Genomic DNA, 23,411 nt, shown 5'->3' on the forward strand with positions numbered 1-23,411 from the left:
CCGTACCCGACTGCCGGTGAGTAGGGGGCAGTTGTCTCCTGCCCCCTTGCTCGCCGTACGCGGCTGACGGTGAGTGGGGGACAGGTGCCTGCGGTCCTTGCTCGCCGTACGCCGATGCCGGTGAGTGGTGGGTCGGGGCTTGTCGCGGGTGTCAGGCCTGGCGTACGTGGGCGGCGTCGGTGGGGTTGACGTCGCGCAGGAGGCAGGTGAGGCGGGCGGTGCAGACGCGCTTGTCGTTCTCGTCGGTGATGACGATCTCGTACGTCGCTGTCGTGCGACCGCGGTGTACGGGGGTGGCCACGCCGGTGACGAGGCCGGAGCGGGCGCCACGGTGGTGGGTGCAGTTCAGGTCGACGCCGACGGCGATCTTGGAGCTGCCGCCGTGGAGCATGGAGCCGACCGAGCCGAGGGTCTCCGCGAGGACGGCGGAGGCGCCGCCGTGCAGGAGGCCGTACGGCTGGGTGTTGCCCTCCACCGGCATGGTGCCGACGACCCGGTCCGCGGAGGCCTCGATGATCTGCACGCCCATGCGGGTGCCGAGGTGGCCTGCCGAGAAGAGGGCGGGCAGGTCGACGCCGAGTGCGGCGTACTCGTCGATGACCTCTTGCGGGAACTTCACTTGACTCTGCTCGCCCATGGGGGCCGGCTCCGATCGTCGTCGATCTCTCTGGCTGACTGGCTGAGCAAACGCTCAGTCGGTGGCCGATTGTTCCAGACGGACCACGACGGACTTGCTGGCCGGGGTGTTGCTGGTGTCCGCGGTGGCGTCGAGCGGGACGAGGACGTTGGTCTCCGGGTAGTACGCGGCGGCGCAGCCGCGGGCGGTCGGGTAATGCACGACGCGGAAGCCCGCGGCGCGCCGCTCCATGCCGTCCTGCCATTCGCTGACGAGGTCGACGTACGAGCCGTCGGTGACGTTCAGCGCGCGAGCGTCCTCGGGGTTGACGAGGACCACTCGGCGGCCGTTCTTGATGCCCCTGTAGCGGTCGTCGAGGCCGTAGATGGTGGTGTTGTACTGGTCGTGCGAGCGGAGGGTCTGCAGGAGCAGGCGGCCTTCGGGGAGCTTCGGGTACTCGACGGGCGCGGCGGTGAAGTTGGCCTTGCCGGTGGCCGTGGGGAAGCGGCGTTCGTCGCGGGGGGCGTGGGGGAGGGTGAAGCCCGCGGGGTCGGCGACGCGCGCGTTGAAGTCGTCGAAGCCGGGGATCACGCGCGCTATGCGGTCGCGGATCGTGGCGTAGTCCTTCTCGAACTCCTCCCAGGGGGTGCGGGAGGCGTCGCCGAGCACGCGGCGGGCGAGGCGGCAGACGATGGCCGGCTCGGACAGGAGGTGCTCGCTCGCGGGCTCCAGACGGCCGCGTGAGGCGTGGACCATGCCCATGGAGTCCTCGACGGTCACGAACTGTTCGCCGCTGCCCTGGAGGTCGCGCTCGGTCCGTCCGAGGGTGGGCAGGATCAGGGCGCGGGCTCCGGTGACGACGTGGGAGCGGTTGAGCTTGGTCGAGACGTGCACCGTGAGGCGGGCGCGGCGCATGGCGGCCTCGGTGACGTCGGTGTCGGGGGAGGCGGAGACGAAGTTGCCGCCCATCGCGAAGAAGACCTTCGCGTCGCCGTCGCGCAGGGCGCGGATGGCCCGTACGACGTCGTAGCCGTGCTCGCGGGGCGGGGCGAAGCCGAACTCCTTCTCCAGGGCGTCCAGGAAGGCCGGGGCGGGGCGTTCGAAGATGCCCATGGTGCGGTCGCCCTGCACGTTCGAGTGGCCGCGGACCGGGCAGACGCCCGCGCCGGGACGGCCGATGTTGCCGCGCAGCAGCAGGAAGTTGACCACTTCGCGGATCGTGGGCACGGAGTGCTTGTGCTGGGTGAGGCCCATAGCCCAGCAGACGATGGTGCGTCGGGAGGACAGGACGAGGCGGAGGGTCTCGTCGATCTCCTCGCGGGTGAGGCCGGTGGCGGTGAGGGTCTCGTCCCAGTCGGCGGTGCGGGCGGCGGCCGCGAACTCCTCGTAGCCGTGGGTGTGTTCGGCGATGAAGTCCTCGTCGACCGCGCCCTCGGTCTCCAGGACGAGCTTGTTCAGGAGGCGGAAGAGGGCCTGGTCGCCGCCCAGGCGGATCTGCAGGAACAGGTCGGTGAGGGCGGCGCCCTTGAGCATGCCCTGGGGGGTCTGCGGGTTCTTGAAGCGCGCGAGGCCCGCTTCGGGCAGCGGGTTGACGCTGATGATCTTCGCGCCGTTGGCCTTGGCCTTCTCCAGGGCGGAGAGCATGCGTGGGTGGTTGGTGCCGGGGTTCTGCCCGGCGACGATGATCAGGTCGGCCTTGTAGAGGTCATCGAGCAGGACGCTGCCCTTGCCGATGCCGATGGTCTCGGAGAGCGCGGAGCCGGAGGACTCGTGGCACATGTTCGAACAGTCCGGGAGGTTGTTCGTGCCGAGTTCGCGGGCGAAGAGCTGGTAGAGGAACGCGGCCTCGTTGCTCGTGCGTCCCGAGGTGTAGAAGAGGGCCTCGTCGGGGGAGCCGAGGGCGGCGAGCTCCTCGGCGACGATGCCGAAGGCACGCTCCCAGGAGACCGGCTCGTAGTGGTCGGCGCCCTCGGGCAGGTACATGGGGTGGGTGAGGCGGCCCTGCTGGCCGAGCCAGTAGCCGCTGCGGCCGTGCAGGTCGGTGACCGGGTGCGCGGCGAAGAAGTCCGGGGTGACCCGGCGCAGGGTGGCCTCCTCGGCGACCGCCTTCGCGCCGTTCTCGCAGAACTCCGCCGCGTGCCGGTGCTCCGGCTCGGGCCAGGCGCAGCCCGGGCAGTCGAAGCCGTCCTTCTGATTGACGCGCAGGAGGGTCAGCGCGGTGCGCTTCACCCCCATCTGCTGCTGGGCGATGCGCAGGGTGTGTCCGATGGCGGGCAGCCCGGCCGCGGCACGCTTCGGCTCGACGACCTGCGGCGCGTCCTGGACCGGATCGCTCTTGGGCGGCTTGCTGGCCATCGGGAGACCCCCTCGCATGCACGTATGAAGTACGGGGCAGATCCTCCCACGCGCCAGTGACGACGACGGCGGCCGGTCCCGGGAGGTCCGCACTGTCAGTGGGGCGTGCGAGGATCGGGGGCGTGGCAGAAACAGCATCGAAGAAGACCGAGAAAGCCGCAGGTGCGGGCCGTCCGAGGCTGATGCTCATGGATGGGCACTCGCTGGCGTACCGCGCGTTCTTCGCGCTGCCCGCGGAGAATTTCACGACCGCGACGGGTCAGCCGACGAACGCGATCTATGGTTTCGCGTCGATGCTGGCGAACACGCTGCGCGACGAGGCGCCCACGCATTTCGCGGTGGCGTTCGACGTCTCGCGCAAGACGTGGCGCTCCGAGGAGTTCACGGAGTACAAGGCGAACCGTTCGAAGACCCCGGACGAGTTCAAGGGGCAGGTCGAGCTGATCGGCGAGCTGCTGGACGCGATGCACGCGCAGCGGTTCGCGGTCGACGGCTTCGAGGCCGACGACATCATCGCGACGCTCGCCACGCAGGCCGAGGCCGAGGGCTTCGAGGTCCTGATCGTCACGGGTGACCGTGACTCCTTCCAGCTGGTGTCCGAGCACACGACGGTGCTGTACCCCACGAAGGGCGTCTCCGAGCTGACCCGCTTCACTCCGGAGAAGGTCGTCGAGAAGTACGGGTTGACGCCGGCGCAGTACCCCGACTTCGCGGCGCTGCGCGGCGACCCGTCGGACAACCTGCCGGGCATCCCCGGCGTCGGTGAGAAGACGGCCGCGAAGTGGATCAACCAGTTCGGTTCGTTCGCGGACCTCGTCGAGCGTGTCGACGAGGTCAAGGGCAAGGCCGGGCAGAACCTCCGCGACCACCTGGAGGCGGTGAAGCTCAACCGCCGTCTCACCGAGATGGTGAAGGACGTCGAGCTCCCGAAGACGGTCACCGACCTGGAGCGCGCGGCGTACGACCGTACGGCGGTCGTGATGGTCCTGGACACCCTGGAGATCCGTAACCCTTCCCTGCGTGAGCGGCTCTTCGCCGTCGATCCCGGGTCGGCGGAGGCCGAGGCGGCCGCTCCGGTCGTCGAGGGTGTCGAGCTGGACGGGGCCGTGCTGGGTGCGGGCGAGCTGAAGCCGTGGCTCGCCGAGCACGACGGCAAGGCGGTCCTGGGTCTGGCCACCGTCGACACCTGGGCGCTGGGTTCGGGCTCGGTGGCCGAGGTCGCGCTCGCCGCGGCGGACGGGGCGGCGGCGTGGTTCGACCCCTCGCGGCTGGACGAGGCCGACGAGAACGCGTTCGCGAAGTGGCTCGCCGACCCGAAGAAGCCCAAGGTGCTGCACAACGCCAAGGGTGCGATGCGGGTCTTCGCCGAGCACGGGTGGACGATCGAGGGCGTGTCCATGGACACCGCGCTCGCCGCGTATCTGGTGAAGCCCGGCCGCCGCTCCTTCGCGCTGGACGCGCTGTCCCTGGAGTACCTGGGCCGGGAGCTGGGGCCCGCCGCCGCGGCCGACGGTCAGCTGGCCTTCGGCGCGGACGACCAGGCCGAGGCCGAGGCGCTGATGGTGCAGGCCCGCACGATCCTCGACCTGGGCGAGGCGTTCGGCGAGAAGCTGGCGGAGGTCGGCGCGGCCGAGCTGCTGCGCGACATGGAGCTGCCCACGTCGGCGCTGCTGGCCCGGCTGGAGCGGCACGGCATCGCGGCGGACCGGGCGCACCTGGAAGCCATGGAGCAGATGTTCGCCGGAGCCGTGCAGCAGGCGGTGAAGGAGGCCCACGCCTCCGTCGGGCACGAGTTCAACCTCGGCTCGCCCAAGCAGCTCCAGGAGGTCTTCTTCGGCGAGCTGGACCTGCCCAAGACGAAGAAGACGAAGACCGGTTACACGACGGACGCGGACGCGCTGGCCTGGCTGGCCACGCAGACCGACCACGAGCTGCCGGTCATCATGCTGCGCCACCGTGAGCAGGCCAGGCTGCGGGTGACGGTCGAGGGCCTGATCAAGACGATCGCCGCGGACGGCCGCATCCACACCACGTTCAACCAGACGGTGGCCGCGACGGGCCGGCTCTCGTCGGTGGACCCGAACCTGCAGAACATCCCGGTCCGTACGGAGGAGGGCCGCGCGATCCGCCGCGGCTTCGTGGTCGGCGAGGGCTTCGAGTCCCTCATGACGGCCGACTACAGCCAGATCGAACTGCGCGTGATGGCCCATCTGTCCGAGGACGAGGGCCTGTTGGAGGCGTTCACGTCGGGCGAGGACCTTCACACGACGGTGGCGTCGCAGGTGTTCTCGGTCGAGCGTTCGGCGGTCGACGCGGAGATGCGCCGCAAGATCAAGGCGATGTCGTACGGCCTCGCCTACGGGCTGTCGGCGTTCGGTCTCTCCCAGCAGCTGAACATCGACGCGGGTGAGGCGCGTGCGTTGATGGACACGTACTTCGAGCGTTTCGGCGGGGTGCGGGACTATCTGCGCCGGGTGGTCGACGAGGCCCGCGCCACGGGCTACACGGCGACGCTCTTCGGGCGCCGCCGCTATCTGCCCGACCTCAACAGCGACAACCGGCAGCGTCGTGAGGCCGCCGAGCGCATGGCGCTCAACGCCCCCATCCAGGGCACGGCTGCGGACATCGTCAAGATCGCGATGCTGAACGTGGACCGGGCGCTGCGCGAGGCCGAGCTCAAGTCCCGCATGCTCCTCCAGGTCCACGACGAAATCGTCCTGGAGATCGCCCCGGGAGAGCGCGCGAAGACCGAGGAACTCGTCCGCCGCGAGATGGCGTCCGCCGTTCATCTCCGGGCGCCCCTCGACGTGTCCGTCGGGGCGGGCCCCGACTGGGAATCCGCAGCGCACTAGCCTCCGGCGAACGAGACCCTGGAACCCCGGCCCAGGTTTCCGGCCTAGGACCCCGGCCCAGGTTTCCGGCCCAGGACCCCGGTCCCGGTCCCGGCCCCGGGTCCTGGCCTCGGGCCCGGTCCTGGCCTCGGGTCCGGTCCTGGCCTCGGTCCCGGTTCCGGGTCCTGGCCTCGGGTCCGGCGTCGGGCTCGGTCCCGGCCCCAGGCCTCGCGCCCCGGGCCCCGGCCGCGGGTCCCGGCGCCGGGCCGGTTCGGTCCCGGGTGGCGCTGGTCGTGGCTCCGCCCGCTCCCGGCGGCGGGTGCCCTTCGGGCGGCTTGCGCGCCGGTGTGGACAGCTGCTCCACCCCGCTAGGGGAAGCCCCCGCCCACAGGGCACCCCCCTCGCAGCCGCTTGCGGCGCAAGCCGCCCCGCGCTCCGCCTTGCGTGCTGCCCGCAGGGGATGTCTGCCTCAGCTCCGTCGTGCGAGCCGCCGCTGGGAGAGTCGCCCCCGCGCTCCGTCGTGCGTGCTGCCCGCAGGGGATGTCTGCCTCAGCTCCGTCGTGCGAGCCGCCGCTGGGAGAGTCGCCCCCGCGCTCCGTCGTGCGTGCTGCCCGCAGGGGATGTCTGCCTCAGCTCCGTCGTGCGTGCCGCCCGCTGGGAGAGTCGCCCCCGTGCTCCGCCTTGCGTGCTGCCCGCAGGGGATGTCTGCCTCAGCTCCGTCGTGCGTGCCGCCCGCTGGGAGAGTCGCCCCCATGCTCCGCCTTGCGTGCTGCCCGCAGGGGATGTCTGCCTCGGCTCCGTCGTGCGTGCCGCCCGCTGGGAGAGTCGCCCCCGCGCCCCGCCCCGCGAGCCGCCCGCAGGGAAAGTCGCCCTCCGCCCCGCCTTGCGAGCTGCCCGCAGGGTGGAGTCCTTGCGTTGGCTGCCCGTAGGGCATGAGCCCTCTTCGGTGGGCCGGAGGCGCAGGGGAGGTGGGATCCGCTCGCCCCCCGGAGGGAACCGTCACTCGCGTGGCCCTCGCAAAGACGCCCCCCGTGCAAGGGGACCGTAAGGATGCGGGCATGGGTACAAGCATGCTCAACCGTCGCACGGCGTTGGCCACAGCCGTTGTCTCGGCGCTGCTCGCGCCGGTACCCGCGGTGGCCGCGAGCGCGAGCACCGCCCAGGTGCCCGCGGCCTGCCGTTCCACCCGCAACCCCGAGCTCGCCGCCCGGATGTCCCGCGACATCAGGACGGTGCTGTCGTCACGCCAGGGCACCGTCGCCGTGGCGGTGCGCGACGACATCAGCGACCTGACCTGCGCCTTCGCAAGCGAGCGTCAGTACGACTCGGCGAGTGTCGTCAAGCTCACGATCATGGAAGCCACCCTGCGCCGCGCGGACGAGCTGCGGCGCACCCTCACGAAATGGGAGCGCGCCAACGTACGCCCCATGATCACCATCTCGGACAACACCGCGGCCCAGCATCTGTGGAACGACCTGGGCCGCACCTACCTCAGCCACTTCCTGGACCGTGTCGGAACGCGCCGCACCGAGCTCGGCCCGGCCGGCTACTGGGGCCTGACCCGCACCACGGCCGCCGACCAGATGCGGCTGCTGGGCGTGCTCACCGGCCCCCGTTCCTTCCTGAGGAGCCGCGCCTACGGCCTGAAACTGCTCAGCCAGGTCCGCGGCGACCAGCGCTGGGGTGTCCCCGCCGGCATGCCGCGCGGCGTGCAGGCGCACATCAAGAACGGCTGGCTGCCCCGGTCCACCCACGGCTGGCGCGTCCACAGCGTCGGCGTGTTCACCGGCTCCGACCGCACCTACCGCATCGTCGTCCTGTCGCACGACAACCCGACGATGACGTACGGGGTCCGCACCATCGAACGCATCGCCCAGGCCGTCCACCGCGGCCTCAACCGTGGGCGCGGCGCCGTCCAGGGCTCCACTCCGCAGAACAGGATCAGCGAGGTGTCGGACGGTTCGGCGCCGAGCGGGCCGGTGCCGGGCTGGGACGAGCCGGAGCGGGACGCCACACCCTGACCCCGACGGCGTACAGCGCGAGACCGAGCACGAGACCCGCACCCGCGCCGAAACAGAGCGCCGGGATCAACTCCCAGGGCTTCGCGCGGGCGCCCCAGTAGGCCCACCAGCGTGAAGCCCGCTGCACGGCGCCCACCAGCCCGCAGCCGCCGATGACGGAAGCCGCCAGCCACCGGTCGGAACGCGACAGCACCGGCACCCCCACCGGTTCGGCCGAGGGCGCCCGGCGCAGCGCGACGGCCACGAAGGCCACGATCACGACGGCGCCCACCAGCGAACTGCCGTACTGCGCGTAGGTGAACACCGGCGTGCCGTCGGCGTTCCGCGACAGGACGGGGACCAGCCGTACTCCCCACCGGTCGTGGTGCGTGAACGCGTCCCACACGACGTGTGTCAGCGCGCCGAGCACCGCGGAGGCGTACCACCACAGTGCCGCCGAGGAGCGCACCTGCCCGCGCGGTGTCCCGCAGCGCAGCAGGGCAGCGGGGCGGCCCTGACGGGCCCGTGGCAGCAGCGCCACCAACGGTTCGCGCACAACCAGCCAGGCACCCACCAACGCCCAGGCGACGAGCACGTCGAAGGTGAGGACACCGGTGAAGGAGTGCGTGAAGTCGCCGAACTCCATCGCTCCGGGGACCACGCTCGCCGCGTAGTAGGTCATGTCGGGGGCGAAGGAACCGGCCACGAGTGCCGCGGGCGCGAGGCGGCCGCGGCCGCTTCCGTCGCCGCGCACGGCGGGCAGTACGGCCGCCGCGTGGCTGAGGGTGAAGGGCAAAGCGTCCCCCTGTGGCAGACGTTGGTCTGACATGTCGGCCCCGGTGATCTCCGACGCCCAGTATGTGGGACGTAGGAAAATGACCGCGGGCTCCACCCTCGGGCGCGTGTTCTCTCGGACAACCCCACATGGCCAACCGGTGAAAATCGGGCACGAACGGGTGCCCGGGCGACGGAAGTTGTCGTAGGGTCGCCTGGGTCACTGAGCCAGCGAACGCACGGTGCGCGGGCGGTCGTCCACGGGAGGGGTTCACTCAATGGCGGCGCATTTCGGCAGACTGCGCAAGGGAGCGACGACCACCGCCGTGGCCGCGGTCGCGGTCGCGGCCCTGTCCGCTTCCCAGGCACCCGGAGTGACCACCGACGACCTCGGCAGACAGGCCGCCGGCGCCGCCCAGCCATCGGGGGACGCGAACACCGGCGGCGCAGGCGGCGGCGCGACCGGCGACTCGCCGTACTACACCGACCTTCCGCCGCTGAAGAGCCCCAACCCGAGCCCGTCGGCGAGCCCGGCCACCGGCACGCCCGTCTCCGTGGGCGAGGCCGAGGCCGGCATACCCGCGACCGTCCTCGACGCCTACAAGAAGGCCGAGGCCGAGCTGCGTGCCTCCAAGCCGGGCTGCAACCTGCCCTGGCAACTCCTCGCCGCCATCGGCAAGGTCGAGTCCGGCCAGGCCCGCGGCGGCCGGGTCGACGCGAGCGGCACGACGTACTCGCCGATCCTCGGCCCCAAGCTCGACGGCAACGGCTTCGCTCTGATCGCCGACACCGACAACGGCGCGTACGACGGCGACCCGGCCTACGACCGGGCCGTGGGCCCCATGCAGTTCATCCCCTCCACCTGGGCGTGGGCGGGCCGCGACGGCAACGGCGACGGCAAGAAGGACCCCAACAACGTCTACGACGCGGCGCTCGCGGCCGGCCACTACCTGTGCCGGTTCGACCGGGACCTGTCCGTGCAGTCGCAGATGAACGCCGCGATCCTGAACTACAACAACTCGACGGCGTACCTCAACACGGTTCTGTCGTGGCTGGAGTACTACCGCAAGGGCACCCACGAGGTCCCGGACGGTACGGGCACCCTGCCCTCGAACAGCAGCAACAGCCACCCCGGGGCGAGCCCCAGCCCGTCCACGCCCGCGTCCTCGACGCCGAGCACGCCGAGCACACCGAGCACACCGGGTACCTCCAAGCCGGGCACCCCCAAGCCGGGCAGCGGCGGCTCGACGAGCCCCACCCCGAAGCCGCCCGCGCCCAGTTCACCCGCACCGAGCCCGACGCCTCCCACGCCCACCCAGACGGTGGACCATCTGGAGGACGCGAACACCGGGAAGCTCACGGCGACGGCGGGCAGCGCCTTCGGTGCCAAGGTCGCCGTGCGGGCCGAGTCCAAGGCGAGCAAGGGCGTGGCGAAGGTCCGGGTGCGGTTCACGATCATCGGCGACACGGACGCCACCTTCACCGGCGGCGAGAGCGTCGCCACGGTCGTCACCGGCAGCACGGGCACGGCCACCGCGCCCGCGCTCGTGGCGGGGGAGAAGACCGGCGACTTCACCGTCCGCGCCACCGTCGTGGGCCGTGTCCTGGGCGGCCTCGACTACACGGCCACCGTCACCCCGCGCCAGGCCGACACCCTCACCCGCACCAGCGACACCGCGCTGACCTGCGTGCCGGGCGGTGAGTTCGCCGACCAGGTCGAGATGAAGGCCACCTACAAGGGTGCCGTCGCCGGCAAGGTCGCGGCCACCGCGACGCTCATCAAGTCGGCGGACGACGCGACCGAGAACGACAAGGGCCCGTACTTCAAGGACGCGGACGGCAAGACGATCCGCACCCTCACGGACCTCACGACGGACGCGGACGGCGTGCTCAAGCTCCCCAAGCTGTACGCGGACGACGCGACCGGCACGTTCCTGCTCCGCGTCAACACCACGGGCGGCGCGGTGCTGACGGTCGAGCTGAAGGTCGCCGCGGCCGCCTCGTAGGCCGTACGCGCGTCCAGGGTGCCCCTCCGCCTGTCGGCGCAGGGGCACCCTCGTTCGTGTGCGCAAGGTGTTCTCATCTAGCCCCGCCGTTGCTACGGTGCCGGATCTGACGAGGTATCAGTTCCCGATCCGCCGTCCCCCCGGGAGGCCCCGCATGCGCGCCCTCATCGCCGCCGCGACCGGTCTCGCCGTGGCGTTCGCCCTGGTGCTCACGATCACGGCCATGGGCTCACCGGCAGGCAGGACCTCGCCCAAGCCGCTGCTGACGACCGTGCCCGCGCACCCGTAGCGCTCAGGGCATCCGCAACTCTCAGGGAGGGACGCCGAGATGCGCCGCAAGGCCAGCCTGATCCTGCTCGCCTTCGCCGTGTTCTTCGCGGCGCTGTCCCCGCTGCTGCGCTGGTACGCCTTCCCGCGGCTGGCGAAGATCCCCGCCAACCAGTACCAGGACATGGTCCTGGAGGCGAAGGACGCGACCCTGCTCGACTACGGCACCATGCAGGCCAAGAAGGTCCCCAAGGTCACCATCGTGCAGACCCTGAAGGGCAACGTCGAGGCCTCCGACCGCATCGAGAGGACGGCGGGCCGCGACGTCGTCGTCTGGGACAGCCTCTCCTATGTGCAGGGCCCCGACGGGAAGATGGTCTCCAAGCTCCCCGAGCGCTACATCTTCGACGCGCACAGCCAGGACCCCGTCCACGCCACCGGGGAGTCCGTCGACGGCGACCCCGTCACACGCGAGGGCATCGAGTTCAAGTGGCCCTTCCACACGGAGAAACGGGACTACGAGTACTTCGACGCGCAGACCCGCACCTCGGCCCCCATCCACTACAAGGGCACCCAGAGCTTCCGCGGGGTCAAGGTCTACTACTTCGAGCAGACCATCCCCTGGACGAAGGTCAAGTTCCCCAAGGTCATGCCGGTCCAGGGCATCACTGCGGAGTCGGTCGCCAAGACGGGCACGACACGCTGGTACACGACCGTCCGCAAGTTCTGGGTGGAACCGGTCACCGGGGCGCCGGTCTACGGCGAGGAGATCCACAAGGAGGAGCTGCGGGGCGGCACCCTCCTCGGGGACCGCGACAAGGTGACCGCCTTCGCCGGACACGTGAAGATGCGCGAGGACTACATCAAGCACACCGTCGCCCTGGTCAAGTCCAACCGCACCCTGATCCTGCTGCTGACGTCGTACCTGCCGTGGGGCTTCCTGCTCCTGGGCGCGGCTGTGCTGTCCCTCTCCCTCTACCTGGAGGCGCGCAGCCGCCGCCCGGGCGACCCGGCCCCCACGGAGGCGGTGGAACCGGAGCCGGTCAACGCCTGAGCCGCGCGTTCGTGTGCCGGGTCGGCTCGGCGGTGGCCGGGTCCTCGGGCCACGGATGCTTGGGGTAGCGGCCCCGCAGCTCCGCCCGCACCGCCTTGTACCCGTCCTTCCAGAACGAGGCGAGGTCGGCGGTGACGGCGGCGGGGCGCCCGGCGGGCGAGAGCAGATGGACGACCACGGGCACCCCGGCGACGGCCGGTGACTCGTGCAGCCCGAACATCTCCTGCAGCTTGACGGCGAGCACCGGCTGCTCGGGGTCGACGTAGTCGATCCGGATCCTGGACCCACTGGGCACCTCGATCCGTTCGGGCGCGAGATCGTCCAGCCGGGCCGCGTCTCCCGTGGCCCAGGGCAGCAGCCGGTTCAGCGCCTGCCCGGCGTCGATCCGCGCCAGATCGGCCCGCCGCCGGGCACGGCCGAGCTCCGGCTCCAGCCATTCGTCCACACGCGCGTGGAGCGCGTCGTCGGACACATCGGGCCAGGGGTCGCCCAGGCGCAGCCGCAGAAACCCGAGCCGCCGCCGCAGCCCCTCGGCATCCGGGGACCACCGCAACAGCCCGAACCCGTCCTCCCGCAGCCCTTCGAGCAACGCCTCCCGTACGAGCCCGGGGTCGGCGTTCTTCAGCGGACGCACCGCCAGCTCCACGGCCCCGAGCCGTTCGACCCGCCGCGCGACGACGTCGCCGTCGGCCCAGTGGACCTCGTCCCCCTCGCTGAGCAGGGGCGCCGCGGCCCGCCGTGCCGTCTCCTCGTCGACCACCGCGGCAAGCCGCACACGCGCGTGCCCGGCCCCGACCGGCCGATCGGCCACGGCGACCGCCAGCCAGGGCGAGCCGCGCAGGGCCGAGCCGTCACCGATGTCGGCACGGGTGCCGTTCAGCATGAGGTACGAGCCGCCCTGGGCCTGCGCGAGCCGCTCGGGGAACGCCAGGGCAGCCACCAGCCCGACGACGCGATCGTCACCGCCACCGGCCGGCCACGGACCGCCTTCGAGCCCGCCACCGCGGGCGCTGTCCCGGGCGGGTGGGTGGGAAAGGCCCGTCGACGCGGAGCGCAGGCGTCGGGATTCGGTGCGCCAGCGGGACGCGTAGGGGTCGTCGCCGCGTCGGGCCAGTCTCCAGGCCCCGGCCAGGTCGTCGCCGTACTCGCGGGGCGGTTCCTCGCTCAGGAGGGCGACCACTTCGGCAGCGCGGTCGGCACCCACCACGGGGGCCGCGTCCAGCAGCGCGCGGGCGAGCCGGGGGTGCAGGCCCAGCCGGGACATGCGGACACCCCGTTCCGTGGCCCGGCCGGCCGCGTCCACGGCACCCACCGCAGACAGAACGGACCGCGCCGCCGCCATCGCCCCGCCCGGCGGCGGGTCCAGCAGCGCCAGCCCCGTCGCCCCGGGATCGCCCCAGCAGGCCGCCTGCAGCGCGAACGCCGTCAGGTCGGCCACCTTGATCTCAGGGGCGGGAAAACGCGGCAGACGGGCATCCTCGGCCTCCGTCCAGCACCGGTACACCCGCCCCGGCGCCTCACGCCCGGCCCGCCCCGCCCGCTGCCGCCCGGCCGCCTGCGAGGCCCGTACCGTCGTCAGCGCGCTCAGCCCGCGCGCGTGGTCCACCCGCGGCTCCCGCGCCAGCCCGGAGTCGACGACCACCCGTACCCCCGGAACCGTCAGCGACGACTCCGCCACGGAGGTCGCCAGGACCACCCGGCGCCGGTCCCCGCTCCCCGGTGACAGCACCGCGTCCTGCACGGCGGCGGGCGCCCGCCCGTGCACCTGGAGCAGGTCGACCCGGCCGCCCAGATCCTTCAGCCCGCCCGCCACCCGCGCGATCTCCCCGACCCCGGGGAGGAAGCAGAGGACGTCCCCCTCGCACTCCGCCAGTGCCCGCCGCACCACCGACGCGACATGTGTCAGCAGTGCCGGGTCGACCCGCATGCCGTGCGGCGGCCGTACCGGACGTACCGGAGGCGCCCACTCCACGTCCACCGGATACGAGACGCCCTCCGCCGCGACGACGGGGGCGTCGCCGAGCAGCCGCGCCCACCCCGCCGCGTCCGTGGTCGCCGAGGCGGCCACGAGCCGCAGCTCGGGACGGAGCGCGTCCCGTACGTCCAGGAGGAACGCCGCGACCGTGTCGGCGTCCAGATGACGTTCGTGGCACTCGTCGAGCACCACCACGTCGACGCCCGCGAGCTCCTGGTCCCGCTGGAGCCGTTGGAGGAGGACACCCGTCGTGACGACCTCCACACGCGCGCGTGGCCCCACGACCCGCTCCCCGCGCACGGTGAACCCGACGCTTTCGCCGACCTTCTCGCCGAGCAGCCACGCCATCCGCCGAGCCGCGGCCCGGGCGGCGATCCGCCGCGGCTCGGCGACCACGACCCGGCGCGCCGGCAGCCCGTCACCCGGGTGGCCGAGGAGTCCGGCGAGCGCCAGCGGTACGAGGGTCGTCTTGCCGGTCCCGGGCGGCGCCACGAGCACGGCGCTGCCGCCATCCTCCAGGGCGTCGTCCAGGGCGGGCAGGGCGCCGCGTACGGGCAGCGCGTCCAGGGCGTCGTAACGGATCACCCGTTCAGTCTCGTACGCACACGAAGATCGCCGTACCGGGGATCAGGTTTCCGCGCAGCGGGGACCAGCCGCCCCACTCCTGGGTGTTCCAGGCGGGCCACTGCGGCTCGACCAGGTCGATCAGCCGGAAGCCCCCGGCCACCACGTCCCGTACCCGGTCGCCGACCGTCCTGTGGTGCTCGACGTACACCGCGTGGCCCTCCTCGTCCTGCTCGACGTAGGGAGTGCGGTCGAAGTAGGAGGACGAGACGGACAGACCCTCGGGGCCGGGCTCGTCAGGGAAGGCCCAGCGGATCGGGTGCGTCACGGAGAAGACGAAGCGGCCGCCGGGGCGCAGCACCCGGTGGACCTCCTTCAGGACACGCACCGGGTCGGCGACGAACGGCAACGCGCCGTACGCCGAGCACGCGAGGTCGAAGGAGCCGTCCGCGAAGGGCAGCGCGCCCGCGTCGGCCTCCACGAGGGGCACCCGGCCGCCTATGCGCAGCGCGTGCTGAAGCTGGCGGTGGGAGAGGTCCAGAGCGACCGGACGGGCCCCCTGGGCGGCCAGCCAGCGCGAGCACTGGGCCGCGCCGGCGCCGATCTCCAGGATGTTCTTGTCCTTGAGGTCCTCCGGCGGGCCGAGCAGCTCGGCCTCCACCTCGTCGAGGCCCTCAGGGCCCCATACGAAACGGTCGTCCCCGAGGAACGTGCCGTGTTCTGTCTGGTAGTCGTCCGCGTTCCGGTCCCACCAGCCGCGGTTGGCGCGGGAGCTCTCCGTGACGCCCGCGTCGCGCCGGGTCGCCTCCGGCTCGGCGGGTTCGGGCTCCCGGACCTCGGAGTGTTCCGGTTCGTGGATCTGAGGCTCTTGGATGATCGGCTCCCTCGTATTAGTCTGCGGCTCCAACCGGTCTCGGGAGTGTCACGGCAGGGGCTGCCTATGGCCCGCGTGGCCTCGTGAGACAGGTTTTGTGCCGGGATTGCGGCGATCCGCCCCGGGTGTGCGCCTTCGCGCATTGACCCTGCCCGGCTGCCCCCGTATGCTACAAGTTGCGCTGCGGGCCTGCGCTCCTCAGACGTAGCAGGCTGCGCTCGCATCTGTATGTATGTCCCCTCGGTTACGAGGCGCCTCCGGGTCACCGGGTGGGCGTTTCCTGGCTGTCCGGCTTCTACAGGGCGAAACGGGCTCCCGGCGTAAGCAGTACCTACGACTCACTGTCCGTACCGGAGCCCTTTCCCACATGACGAGCAGCACCGAGACCACCTCTACCACGCCGCAGGTAGCGGTCAACGACATCGGTAACGAGGAAGCCTTCCTCGCCGCGATCGACGAGACGATCAAGTACTTCAACGACGGCGACATCGTCGACGGCGTCATCGTGAAGGTCGACCGGGACGAGGTCCTGCTCGACATCGGTTACAAGACCGAAGGTGTCATCCCGAGCCGCGAGCTCTCGATCAAGCACGACGTCGACCCGAACGAGGTCGTCGCCGTCGGTGACGAGATCGAAGCCCTTGTTCTCCAGAAGGAGGACAAGGAAGGCCGCCTGATCCTCTCGAAGAAGCGCGCCCAGTACGAGCGCGCCTGGGGCACCATCGAGAAGATCAAGGAAGAGGACGGCATCGTCACCGGTACCGTCATCGAGGTCGTCAAGGGTGGTCTCATCCTCGACATCGGCCTCCGTGGCTTCCTGCCGGCTTCTCTCGTCGAGATGCGCCGTGTCCGCGACCTCCAGCCCTACGTGGGCAAGGAGCTCGAGGCCAAGATCATCGAGCTGGACAAGAACCGCAACAACGTGGTCCTGTCCCGCCGTGCCTGGCTGGAGCAGACCCAGTCCGAGGTTCGCCAGACGTTCCTCACCACCCTGCAGAAGGGTCAGGTCCGCTCCGGCGTCGTCTCCTCGATCGTCAACTTCGGTGCCTTCGTGGACCTGGGTGGCGTCGACGGTCTCGTGCACGTCTCCGAGCTCTCCTGGAAGCACATCGACCACCCCTCCGAGGTTGTCGAGGTCGGCCAGGAAGTCACCGTCGAGGTCCTCGACGTCGACATGGACCGCGAGCGCGTCTCCCTGTCGCTCAAGGCGACGCAGGAAGACCCGTGGCAGCAGTTCGCCCGTACGCACCAGATCGGTCAGGTCGTCCCGGGTAAGGTCACGAAGCTCGTTCCGTTCGGTGCGTTCGTCCGCGTGGACGAGGGCATCGAGGGCCTGGTCCACATCTCCGAGCTGGCCGAGCGCCACGTGGAGATCCCGGAGCAGGTCGTCCAGGTCAACGACGAGATCTTCGTCAAGGTCATCGACATCGACCTCGAGCGCCGCCGCATCAGCCTCTCGCTGAAGCAGGCCAACGAGTCCTTCGGTGCCGACCCGGCCTCGGTCGAGTTCGACCCGACCCTGTACGGCATGGCCGCGTCCTACGACGACCAGGGCAACTACATCTACCCCGAGGGCTTCGACCCCGAGACCAACGACTGGCTCGAGGGCTACGAGACCCAGCGCGAGGCGTGGGAGCACCAGTACGCCGAGGCGCAGTCGCGCTTCGAGCAGCACCAGGCTCAGGTCATCAAGTCCCGCGAGGCCGACGCTCAGGCCGAGGCCGAGGGTGCCACCTCCACGAGTGCGGCTCCGGCCGCCTCCGGTGGCGGTTCGTACTCCTCGGAGTCGGACGACACCTCCGGCGCCCTGGCGTCGGACGAGGCCCTGGCTGCTCTCCGCGAGAAGCTCGCCGGCGGCCAGAGCTGAACGCAGCTCACCGCTAGGCAGTCGAACGTGACTGCCGGGCAGTAGTGCATGACTGAGGGCCCGCACCCATCTGGGTGCGGGCCCTCAGTGCGTTTCCTCCCCAGTCGTTCCCCGTCGTCCCCTTGGCCGTCCAGCGGGCCGCACGTGTGCGGTCGCAGAAACGTGCGGGATACACGAGTAACTGACGGGCCGTAACTCTTCGTTGGGAGGCTTCCCCGGTCGTTCAAGATCGAAAGGGGAGCCCCCGTCATGGCACAACCTCAGAGCGGTCCTGGCACGAGCCGGCGTTCCTTCCTGCGCAACGTGGGTCTCACGGGTGGCGCGGGCACCATGCTCGCCACCATGGGTGCCCTCGGCCTCGCGCCCACGGCCGAGGCCGCCCAGCGCGAACAGCCCTTCCGCGCCCCGCAGCCGGGCGACTTCACCCTCACCGGCCGCGGCGCCGCCAAGGTGGTCGTCGTCGGCGGCGGCATCGCCGGCCTGGCCTCCGCGTACGAACTCGGCAAAGCGGGCTACGACTGTACGGTCCTGGAGGCCAGAGGCCGCACCGGCGGCCGCAACTTCACGGTCCGCGGCGGCGACACCACCACCGACCTCCTCGGCAACACGCAGACGGCCCGCTTCAGCGACGGCCAGTACATGAACTGCGGCCCCGCCCGCATCCCCCAGTGGATGGTCACCCTCGACTACTGCCGCGAACTCGGTGTCCCCATCGAGGTGTTCACCAACGTCAACGCGGACGCGTACCTCTTCAACGAGTCCACCGGGATGAAGAAGCCCGTGCGGTACCGCACCGCGAAGGCCGATGTGTACGGCTATGTCTCCGAGTTGCTCGCCAAGGCCACCGACAAGGGAGCCCTGGACAAGGAGATGACCGCCACCGACCAGGAGAAGCTCGTCGAGTTCCTCAAGGACTGGGGGGAGCTGGGCGACAAGCTGACGTACGAGGGCGGCGAGCGCCGCGGATACACGACCGTCCCGGCCGCAGCCGGCACCCCCGGAGCGCTCCTCGGTGACGTTCCGTCTGCCTCCGGCGTCCTCGCGTCCGGTGTCGGCCGCTACTTCTCCTTCGAGTTCGGCTTCGACCAGGCGATGCTGATGTTCCAGCCGGTGGGCGGTATGGACCAGATACCGCGCGCGCTCACCAGGGCGATAGGCGCCCACCGCGTCCGTACAGGGGCCGTGGTCTCCAAAATCACCGACAAGGGGAACGGCGTTTCGGTCACCTACACCCAGTCAGGCCGTACGAAGGTGATCGAAGCCGACTACTGCGTCGGCGCCCTCCCGCCCAACATCCTCGCCAAGATCCCGCACAACCTCGGCTCCGGAGTGCAGAGCGCCCTGGAGGCGATCACTCCCTCGTCAGCGGCGAAGATCGGGCTCGAATACCGTTCCCGCTGGTGGGAGCTCGATCACCACATCTACGGCGGTATCACCGAGACCGACCAGGACGTCACGCACATCTGGCACCCCTCGTACGGCTTCCACGGCGCGCGCGGCGTGATGATCGGCTACTACAACTACGACGGCGACGCCGACTCGTACGCCGCACTCACCCCCAAGGAGCGCGAGAAGCGTGCCGTGGCGGCCGGGGTGAAGATCTACGGCGAGAAGTACCGCACCGAACTCGCGTCCTCCTTCTCGCACCACTGGCGCCAGACACCGCACCTGGAGGCCGCCTGGCACAACACCCCCGGCGGCCCCGATGACGTCCGCTACAAACCGCTGAACGAGCCCACGGGGCGCGTCTACTTCGCGGGCGACTGGCTCAGCTACACCGACGCATGGCAGCACGGGGCGTTCACCTCCGCCCGCAAGGCGGTCACCGCGCTGCACACACGCGTGCTGTCGGCGTAGGTATTTGGGGCGACGAACCCGGCGAGTGAGCCGAAGGGGCGCGCTGGTGCGCCCCGGAGGCGAACCGAGTCCCAAAAAGAGCGGTCCGGGGAATGCTCGCGATCCTCACCACGTTGTGAAGTACGAACACGAGGAGGAGCGGTCACAGTGCTTGATCCGCAGGGTTTGTACGCATGGGAGCCGAAGGGCCTGGCCGTGGTGGACATGGCACTCGCCCAGGAGTCGGCCGGTCTGGTCATGCTCTACCACTTCGACGGATACATCGACGCGGGCGAAACGGGCGACCAGATCGTCGACCGTCTGCTCGACTCGCTGCCCCACCAGGTCGTGGCCCGTTTCGACCACGACCGGCTCGTGGACTACCGGGCGCGCCGCCCGCTGCTGACGTTCAAGCGCGACCGCTGGACCGACTACGAGGAGCCCACGCTGGAGGTGCGGCTCGTCCAGGACGCCACGGGCGCGCCCTTCCTGCTGCTGTCGGGGCCCGAGCCGGACGTCGAGTGGGAGCGCTTCGCCGCCGCCGTCCAGCAGATCGTGGAGCGGCTCGGCGTCCGGCTGTCCGTGAACTTCCACGGCATCCCCATGGGCGTCCCGCACACCCGCCCCGTGGGCCTCACCCCGCACGGCAACCGCACCGACCTGGTGCCGGGCCACCGCAGCCCCTTCGACGAGGCGCAGGTCCCCGGCAGCGCCGAGTCCCTCGTCGAGTACCGCCTCATGGAGGCCGGACACGACGTCCTGGGCGTCGCCGCGCACGTCCCGCACTACATCGCCCGCTCCCCGTACCCGGACGCGGCGCTGACCGTCCTGGAGGGCATCACGGGTGGCACGGGCCTGGTGCTCCCCGCCATCGCGCACTCCCTGCGCACCGAGGCGCACCGCACCCAGACGGAGATCGACCGGCAGATCCAGGAGGGCGACGAGGAGCTCGTGGCCCTGGTCCAGGGTCTCGAGCACCAGTACGACGCCGCCGCGGGTGCCGAGACGCGGGGCAACATGCTCGCGGAGCCGGTGGACATACCGTCGGCGGACGAGATCGGGTTGGAGTTCGAGCGCTTCCTGGCGGAGCGCGAGGGTGACGCGTAGGGGCGGGGGCGACGCGTAGGGGCGGGGGCGACGCGTAGGGCGGGAGCCGACGCGTAGGTCGGGGGCGCACGTAGGCCTCTTCGCGCTTGCGCACAGGCCCTTTTGGGGGGGGCGCGGGGGGCTTGTCACCGGCAGGCCCTAAGCTCTCGGTCATGCTGAAGGTTGGCCTGACCGGCGGTATCGGCGCCGGCAAGAGCGAGGTGTCGAGGCTGCTCGTGCGGCTCGGCGCGGTGCTGATCGACGCGGACCTGATCGCGCGGGAGGTCGTCGCGCCCGGAACTCCCGGGCTCGCGGCCGTCGTCGACGCGTTCGGGCCGGACGTGCTCGCACCCGACGGCGGTCTGGACCGCCCCAAGCTGGGCTCGATCGTCTTCACCGACCCCGAGAAACTCGCCGTCCTGAACTCGATCGTGCACCCCCTGGTGGGCGCCCGCTCCCGCGAGCTGGAGAGCGCCGCGGCCGAGGACGCCGTCGTGATCCACGACGTCCCGCTGCTCGCCGAGAACGCCCTCGGACCGCTGTACGACCTCGTGGTCGTCGTCGACGCCAGCCCCGAGACCCAGCTCGACCGTCTCGTGCGGCTGCGCGGCATGGCCGAGGAGGACGCCCGCGCCCGCATGGCCGCCCAGGCCACCCGCGAGAAGCGGCTGGGGATCGCGGACGTCGTCATCGACAACGACGTCCCCCTGGGGGAGCTGGAGGCGCGCGTACGGGAGGTTTGGGCGGATCTCGTCCGCCGGGCATACGCCCGCAAGGAATAGCCGCCCTCGACGGGGGCGTTGAACCCGTTCAGCGAGGGAAGGACTCTGCCGTGCCCGAGACCAGCGGATCGACCGGACGTACTCCGGAGACGCATGTCATCGACTTCCGTGCCGCCGAGCAACTGCTCGCCGCGCGGGACCCGCGGGGCGCGGTGAAGCTGCTCGACCCAGTGATCGCCGCGCACCCGGAGAACACCGCCGCCCGACTGCTGCGCGCGCGTGCCTTCTTCGCCGCCGCGCAACTGCGGCCCGCCGAGCTGGAGTTCACGATCGTCCTGGAGCGCGAGCCGGACAACGCGTTCGCGCATTTCGCGCTCGCCCGCACCTATGAGCGCCAGCTCCGTCCCGACCAGGCGAAGCGGCACTTCAGGCTGGCGGCGGCGCTCGACCCGAAGCCCCAGTACCTGGAAGCGGCGCGCTTCGACTCGTGAGTCGCGAGTCGTGACTCGTCGTGGCCGTCGCCGATCCGCTACGGGTGACGGTGCTCCGGAGGCCGGTACGGCGGGATGTCGCGGCCCGGCTGGTAGTGCGGCCCCTGATGGATGTGGCGCAGGATCACGGTCATGTCGACGGTGACGATCAGCCACAGCACCCCGCACGCGGCCGCCCAGCCGGGGCGTCCGACCAGCGCGAACGCGGCCGTACCGAAGATCGCCCAGACCAGTCCCCAGACACTCAGCCACAAGCGCATGCGCAGGGCGCTGCGCGCCGTCGTCGGTTCACTGCCTGTACGCATACGGATCACTACTCCGTGACGCTGATCCGTGACCATCGCTCCTACTGGAAACGTACTCTTCGTCGTGCACGTTGACCAAGGGGCCGCCGAGAGCGGGCGGCGGCCGGACCGACGGGAGGCGCGGGTGCTGCTGGAGGCGCTGCGGGCGGACGCGAGGCTCGCCGAGTGGCTGAGGGACCTGGAGAGCGAGGGCGCTCCGCGGCTGGAGGCGGTGCTCCCGGACGCGGACGAGCTGCCGGACCTCCTGCTCGACCTGACCGTGGCCCACGAGCACATCAACGAACTCGTCGCGCTGCGCGGCCGGCTGGTGGCCGACCCGGAGGCGATGACGCTCCTCGCCTGGTGCGTCGGCCGCTTCGTCCGGGACATGGGGGAGATCGGCAAGGGGTGGGAGCCGCCCGCGTTCCCCGAGTCGGCGGGGCCGCTCGGGCGCTGCTTCCACCTGTACGTCTTCGTCGCGGCGCTCCCGTACGTCCGGGCCTACCACCGCGGGCGAGGCATCCCCGACGACGTGTCCCGGCGCACCCTGGCCGACCTCGGCCGACATGTGTCCGTGCACCACAGACGGCTCGGGACGCCGGGGCTGCTGTTCCCCTGGTGGATCGCCCTGCACTTCCACGGTGAGCTGTTCCAGCTGGGCCGGCTGCAGTTCCAGCGGTCGCGGCTCGGTCGGCGCACGGGGCGGGCCGTCGCGGCGGCGGGCCTCGACGCCGGCCCTGGCGACGCGTGTCTGAGCCTGCACATACCCGACTTCCACGGGCCGCTGTCCCCCGCCGCCTGTGAGCGGTCGCTCGCGCTGGCACGGGAGTTCTTCGCCCGGCACTATCCCGACGAGCGCCTTGAAGTCGCCGTGTGCCACTCCTGGCTGCTCGATCCACAGCTCGGGCGGTATCTCCCGGCGGACTCGAACATCATCCGCTTCCAGGAACGCTTCCGGATCGCGTACCAGGAGACGACCCCGGACGACGGGGTGCCGGTCGGCTTCGTCTTCGGCGATCCGGAGCTGCCCACGCGCGCGCTGCCGCGCCGGAGCACGGTGGAGCGCGCGGTGGGGGACCATCTGCGCGGGGGCGGGCACTGGTACGTCGGGCACGGCTGGTTCGCGCTGTAGCCCGTTGTCCGGTCCACGGCGATGAGTTCCGGACGCGCCCCCGGTCTACCCCTGCGACAGCAACGCGTACCGCTTCGCACAGGAGACCCTCATGTCCGAGACCACCGTCCCCGTCACCACGCTCGCCCCCACCTCCACCACCAGCTCCTCTTCGCTGAAGACCCGCCGCGGTGCCCGGATCTCCCTGGGCGCGCTGCAGATCGTGCTCGGTCTCTTCTACGCGCTCGCGAGCGCGCTGCCGAAGCTGATCGCGCACCCGTCGGCCGCCGAGGCGTTCGACAAGCTCGGCTGGGGCAGCACGGGGATGTACCTCATCGGCGCGCTCGAACTCGCCGGAGGCCTCGCCCTGCTGATCCCGCCGCTGTCCTCGGTGGCGGCGGTGGCGCTCAGCGCGCTGATGGTGGGCGCCTTCGTCGTGAACGTCACCGTCATCCACGGGCCGTACGTGGCGACCCCGCTCGTCCTGATCCTGCCGCTCGCGCTGATCGCGTGGGCCAGGAGGGGCCACACCACCGAGCTGGTCCGGTGGGTGCGGCGACGGGTATGACCCGGTGACGGCGCACGACGGCCGTACGACGTCGGGGGGGGGCCCAAATCGCCCGGGGGCCCCCCCCGGGCGGCGGGGGGCGCGCCGGGGGGTGGCGGGGGGGGGGGGGCGACGGCGCCGTGGCGGTGCG

Annotated in this window: 18 protein-coding genes; 12 read left to right on the forward strand and 6 right to left on the reverse strand. The window is 71.2% G+C overall.

The window, feature by feature from the left end; all coding sequences use genetic code 11:
- Nucleotides 1-151 precede the first annotated feature (151 nt).
- Entirely contained in the window at nt 152-637 is a 486-nt protein-coding gene (locus ACFVWD_RS29105; protein ID WP_168490524.1) for a PaaI family thioesterase, read from the reverse strand.
- 54 nt (nt 638-691) lie between these two features.
- Nucleotides 692-2,971, reverse strand: coding sequence for an FdhF/YdeP family oxidoreductase (locus ACFVWD_RS29110; protein ID WP_389600305.1), 2,280 nt, complete (start codon nt 2,969-2,971; stop codon nt 692-694).
- A gap of 122 nt (nt 2,972-3,093) precedes the next feature.
- On the opposite strand from ACFVWD_RS29110, the gene polA reads away from it, so the two are divergent.
- A complete protein-coding gene (polA, locus tag ACFVWD_RS29115; protein ID WP_389600307.1) occupies nt 3,094-5,823 on the forward strand; it encodes a DNA polymerase I in 2,730 nt (909 codons plus the stop codon).
- A gap of 1,037 nt (nt 5,824-6,860) precedes the next feature.
- The gene (locus ACFVWD_RS29120; RefSeq protein WP_389600309.1) at nt 6,861-7,823 is read left to right on the forward strand and encodes a serine hydrolase; all 963 of its coding nucleotides are present in this window, start codon (nt 6,861-6,863) and stop codon (nt 7,821-7,823) included.
- On the opposite strand, the gene ACFVWD_RS29125 is transcribed toward ACFVWD_RS29120, so the two are convergent.
- Nucleotides 7,744-8,598 (reverse strand): DUF4184 family protein, encoded by an 855-nt coding sequence (locus ACFVWD_RS29125; RefSeq protein WP_389600334.1) that lies wholly within the window; start codon nt 8,596-8,598, stop codon nt 7,744-7,746. The two genes, ACFVWD_RS29120 and ACFVWD_RS29125, sit on opposite strands and share 80 nt — an antisense overlap.
- A gap of 256 nt (nt 8,599-8,854) precedes the next feature.
- On the opposite strand from ACFVWD_RS29125, the gene ACFVWD_RS29130 reads away from it, so the two are divergent.
- From ACFVWD_RS29130 to ACFVWD_RS29140, 3 genes are all read left to right on the forward strand, one after another.
- Nucleotides 8,855-10,582 carry a lytic transglycosylase domain-containing protein gene (locus ACFVWD_RS29130; RefSeq protein WP_389600311.1) on the forward strand — a complete coding sequence of 576 codons (1,728 nt, stop codon included), beginning with the start codon at nt 8,855-8,857 and terminating at the stop codon, nt 10,580-10,582.
- 154 nt (nt 10,583-10,736) lie between these two features.
- On the forward strand, nt 10,737-10,871 hold the full coding sequence (locus ACFVWD_RS29135; RefSeq protein ID WP_107469484.1) for an SPW_0924 family protein: 135 nt from the start codon (nt 10,737-10,739) through the stop codon (nt 10,869-10,871).
- Nucleotides 10,872-10,910: 39 nt separating this feature from the next.
- On the forward strand, nt 10,911-11,903 hold the full coding sequence (locus ACFVWD_RS29140; RefSeq protein ID WP_389600312.1) for a DUF3068 domain-containing protein: 993 nt from the start codon (nt 10,911-10,913) through the stop codon (nt 11,901-11,903).
- On the opposite strand, the gene hrpB is transcribed toward ACFVWD_RS29140, so the two are convergent.
- Nucleotides 11,893-14,463 (reverse strand): ATP-dependent helicase HrpB, encoded by a 2,571-nt coding sequence (hrpB, locus tag ACFVWD_RS29145; RefSeq protein WP_389600314.1) that lies wholly within the window; start codon nt 14,461-14,463, stop codon nt 11,893-11,895. The genes ACFVWD_RS29140 and hrpB overlap by 11 nt on opposite strands.
- Nucleotides 14,464-14,467: 4 nt before the next feature.
- A complete protein-coding gene (locus tag ACFVWD_RS29150) occupies nt 14,468-15,349 on the reverse strand; it encodes a class I SAM-dependent methyltransferase (protein ID WP_389600316.1) in 882 nt (293 codons plus the stop codon).
- Nucleotides 15,350-15,683: 334 nt separating this feature from the next.
- Between ACFVWD_RS29150 and rpsA the strand changes: the two genes are divergently transcribed.
- The 5 genes from rpsA to ACFVWD_RS29175 all read left to right on the forward strand — a co-directional run bounded on the left by rpsA (nt 15,684) and on the right by ACFVWD_RS29175 (nt 21,318).
- Nucleotides 15,684-17,183: a 30S ribosomal protein S1 gene (gene rpsA / locus ACFVWD_RS29155; protein WP_384905964.1), complete on the forward strand. Its 1,500-nt coding sequence runs from the start codon at nt 15,684-15,686 to the stop codon at nt 17,181-17,183.
- Between the two features lie 330 nt (nt 17,184-17,513).
- A complete protein-coding gene (locus ACFVWD_RS29160) occupies nt 17,514-19,040 on the forward strand; it encodes a flavin monoamine oxidase family protein (protein ID WP_389600336.1) in 1,527 nt (508 codons plus the stop codon).
- A gap of 147 nt (nt 19,041-19,187) precedes the next feature.
- On the forward strand, nt 19,188-20,126 hold the full coding sequence (locus tag ACFVWD_RS29165; protein WP_389600318.1) for a PAC2 family protein: 939 nt from the start codon (nt 19,188-19,190) through the stop codon (nt 20,124-20,126).
- A 152-nt stretch (nt 20,127-20,278) separates the two neighbouring features.
- The gene (gene coaE, locus ACFVWD_RS29170) at nt 20,279-20,887 is read left to right on the forward strand and encodes a dephospho-CoA kinase (RefSeq protein ID WP_389600320.1); all 609 of its coding nucleotides are present in this window, start codon (nt 20,279-20,281) and stop codon (nt 20,885-20,887) included.
- 50 nt (nt 20,888-20,937) lie between these two features.
- The gene (locus tag ACFVWD_RS29175; protein ID WP_054235974.1) at nt 20,938-21,318 is read left to right on the forward strand and encodes a tetratricopeptide repeat protein; all 381 of its coding nucleotides are present in this window, start codon (nt 20,938-20,940) and stop codon (nt 21,316-21,318) included.
- 38 nt (nt 21,319-21,356) lie between these two features.
- Here ACFVWD_RS29175 and ACFVWD_RS29180 read toward each other — a convergent pair whose 3' ends face one another.
- On the reverse strand, nt 21,357-21,623 hold the full coding sequence (locus tag ACFVWD_RS29180; RefSeq protein WP_389600322.1) for a DUF6343 family protein: 267 nt from the start codon (nt 21,621-21,623) through the stop codon (nt 21,357-21,359).
- Between the two features lie 64 nt (nt 21,624-21,687).
- Between ACFVWD_RS29180 and ACFVWD_RS29185 the strand changes: the two genes are divergently transcribed.
- Nucleotides 21,688-22,734, forward strand: a complete 1,047-nt coding sequence (locus tag ACFVWD_RS29185) for an acyltransferase domain-containing protein (protein ID WP_389600324.1) — start codon at nt 21,688-21,690, stop codon at nt 22,732-22,734.
- Between the two features lie 91 nt (nt 22,735-22,825).
- Complete coding sequence (locus tag ACFVWD_RS29190) at nt 22,826-23,281, forward strand: DoxX family protein (protein WP_389600326.1); 456 nt, start codon at nt 22,826-22,828, stop codon at nt 23,279-23,281.
- Nucleotides 23,282-23,411 lie beyond the last annotated feature (130 nt).

Source organism: Streptomyces sp. NPDC058086, from assembly GCF_042885015.1.
Classification (GTDB): Bacteria; Actinomycetota; Actinomycetes; order Streptomycetales; family Streptomycetaceae; genus Streptomyces.

Bases quoted from the DNA above. Each gene is read 5' to 3' on its own strand.
- ACFVWD_RS29110 (WP_389600305.1), bottom strand. From the start codon at position 2,971: ATGGCCAGCAAGCCGCCCAAGAGCGATCCGGTCCAGGACGCGCCGCAG.
- ACFVWD_RS29120 (WP_389600309.1), top strand. From the start codon at position 6,861: ATGGGTACAAGCATGCTCAACCGTCGCACGGCGTTGGCCACAGCCGTT.
- ACFVWD_RS29180 (WP_389600322.1), bottom strand. From the start codon at position 21,623: ATGCGTACAGGCAGTGAACCGACGACGGCGCGCAGCGCCCTGCGCATG.
- ACFVWD_RS29130 (WP_389600311.1), top strand. From the start codon at position 8,855: ATGGCGGCGCATTTCGGCAGACTGCGCAAGGGAGCGACGACCACCGCC.
- rpsA (WP_384905964.1), top strand. From the start codon at position 15,684: ATGACGAGCAGCACCGAGACCACCTCTACCACGCCGCAGGTAGCGGTC.
- ACFVWD_RS29135 (WP_107469484.1), top strand. From the start codon at position 10,737: ATGCGCGCCCTCATCGCCGCCGCGACCGGTCTCGCCGTGGCGTTCGCC.
- ACFVWD_RS29160 (WP_389600336.1), top strand. From the start codon at position 17,514: ATGCTCGCCACCATGGGTGCCCTCGGCCTCGCGCCCACGGCCGAGGCC.
- ACFVWD_RS29105 (WP_168490524.1), bottom strand. From the start codon at position 637: ATGGGCGAGCAGAGTCAAGTGAAGTTCCCGCAAGAGGTCATCGACGAG.
- ACFVWD_RS29140 (WP_389600312.1), top strand. From the start codon at position 10,911: ATGCGCCGCAAGGCCAGCCTGATCCTGCTCGCCTTCGCCGTGTTCTTC.
- ACFVWD_RS29190 (WP_389600326.1), top strand. From the start codon at position 22,826: ATGTCCGAGACCACCGTCCCCGTCACCACGCTCGCCCCCACCTCCACC.
- coaE (WP_389600320.1), top strand. From the start codon at position 20,279: ATGCTGAAGGTTGGCCTGACCGGCGGTATCGGCGCCGGCAAGAGCGAG.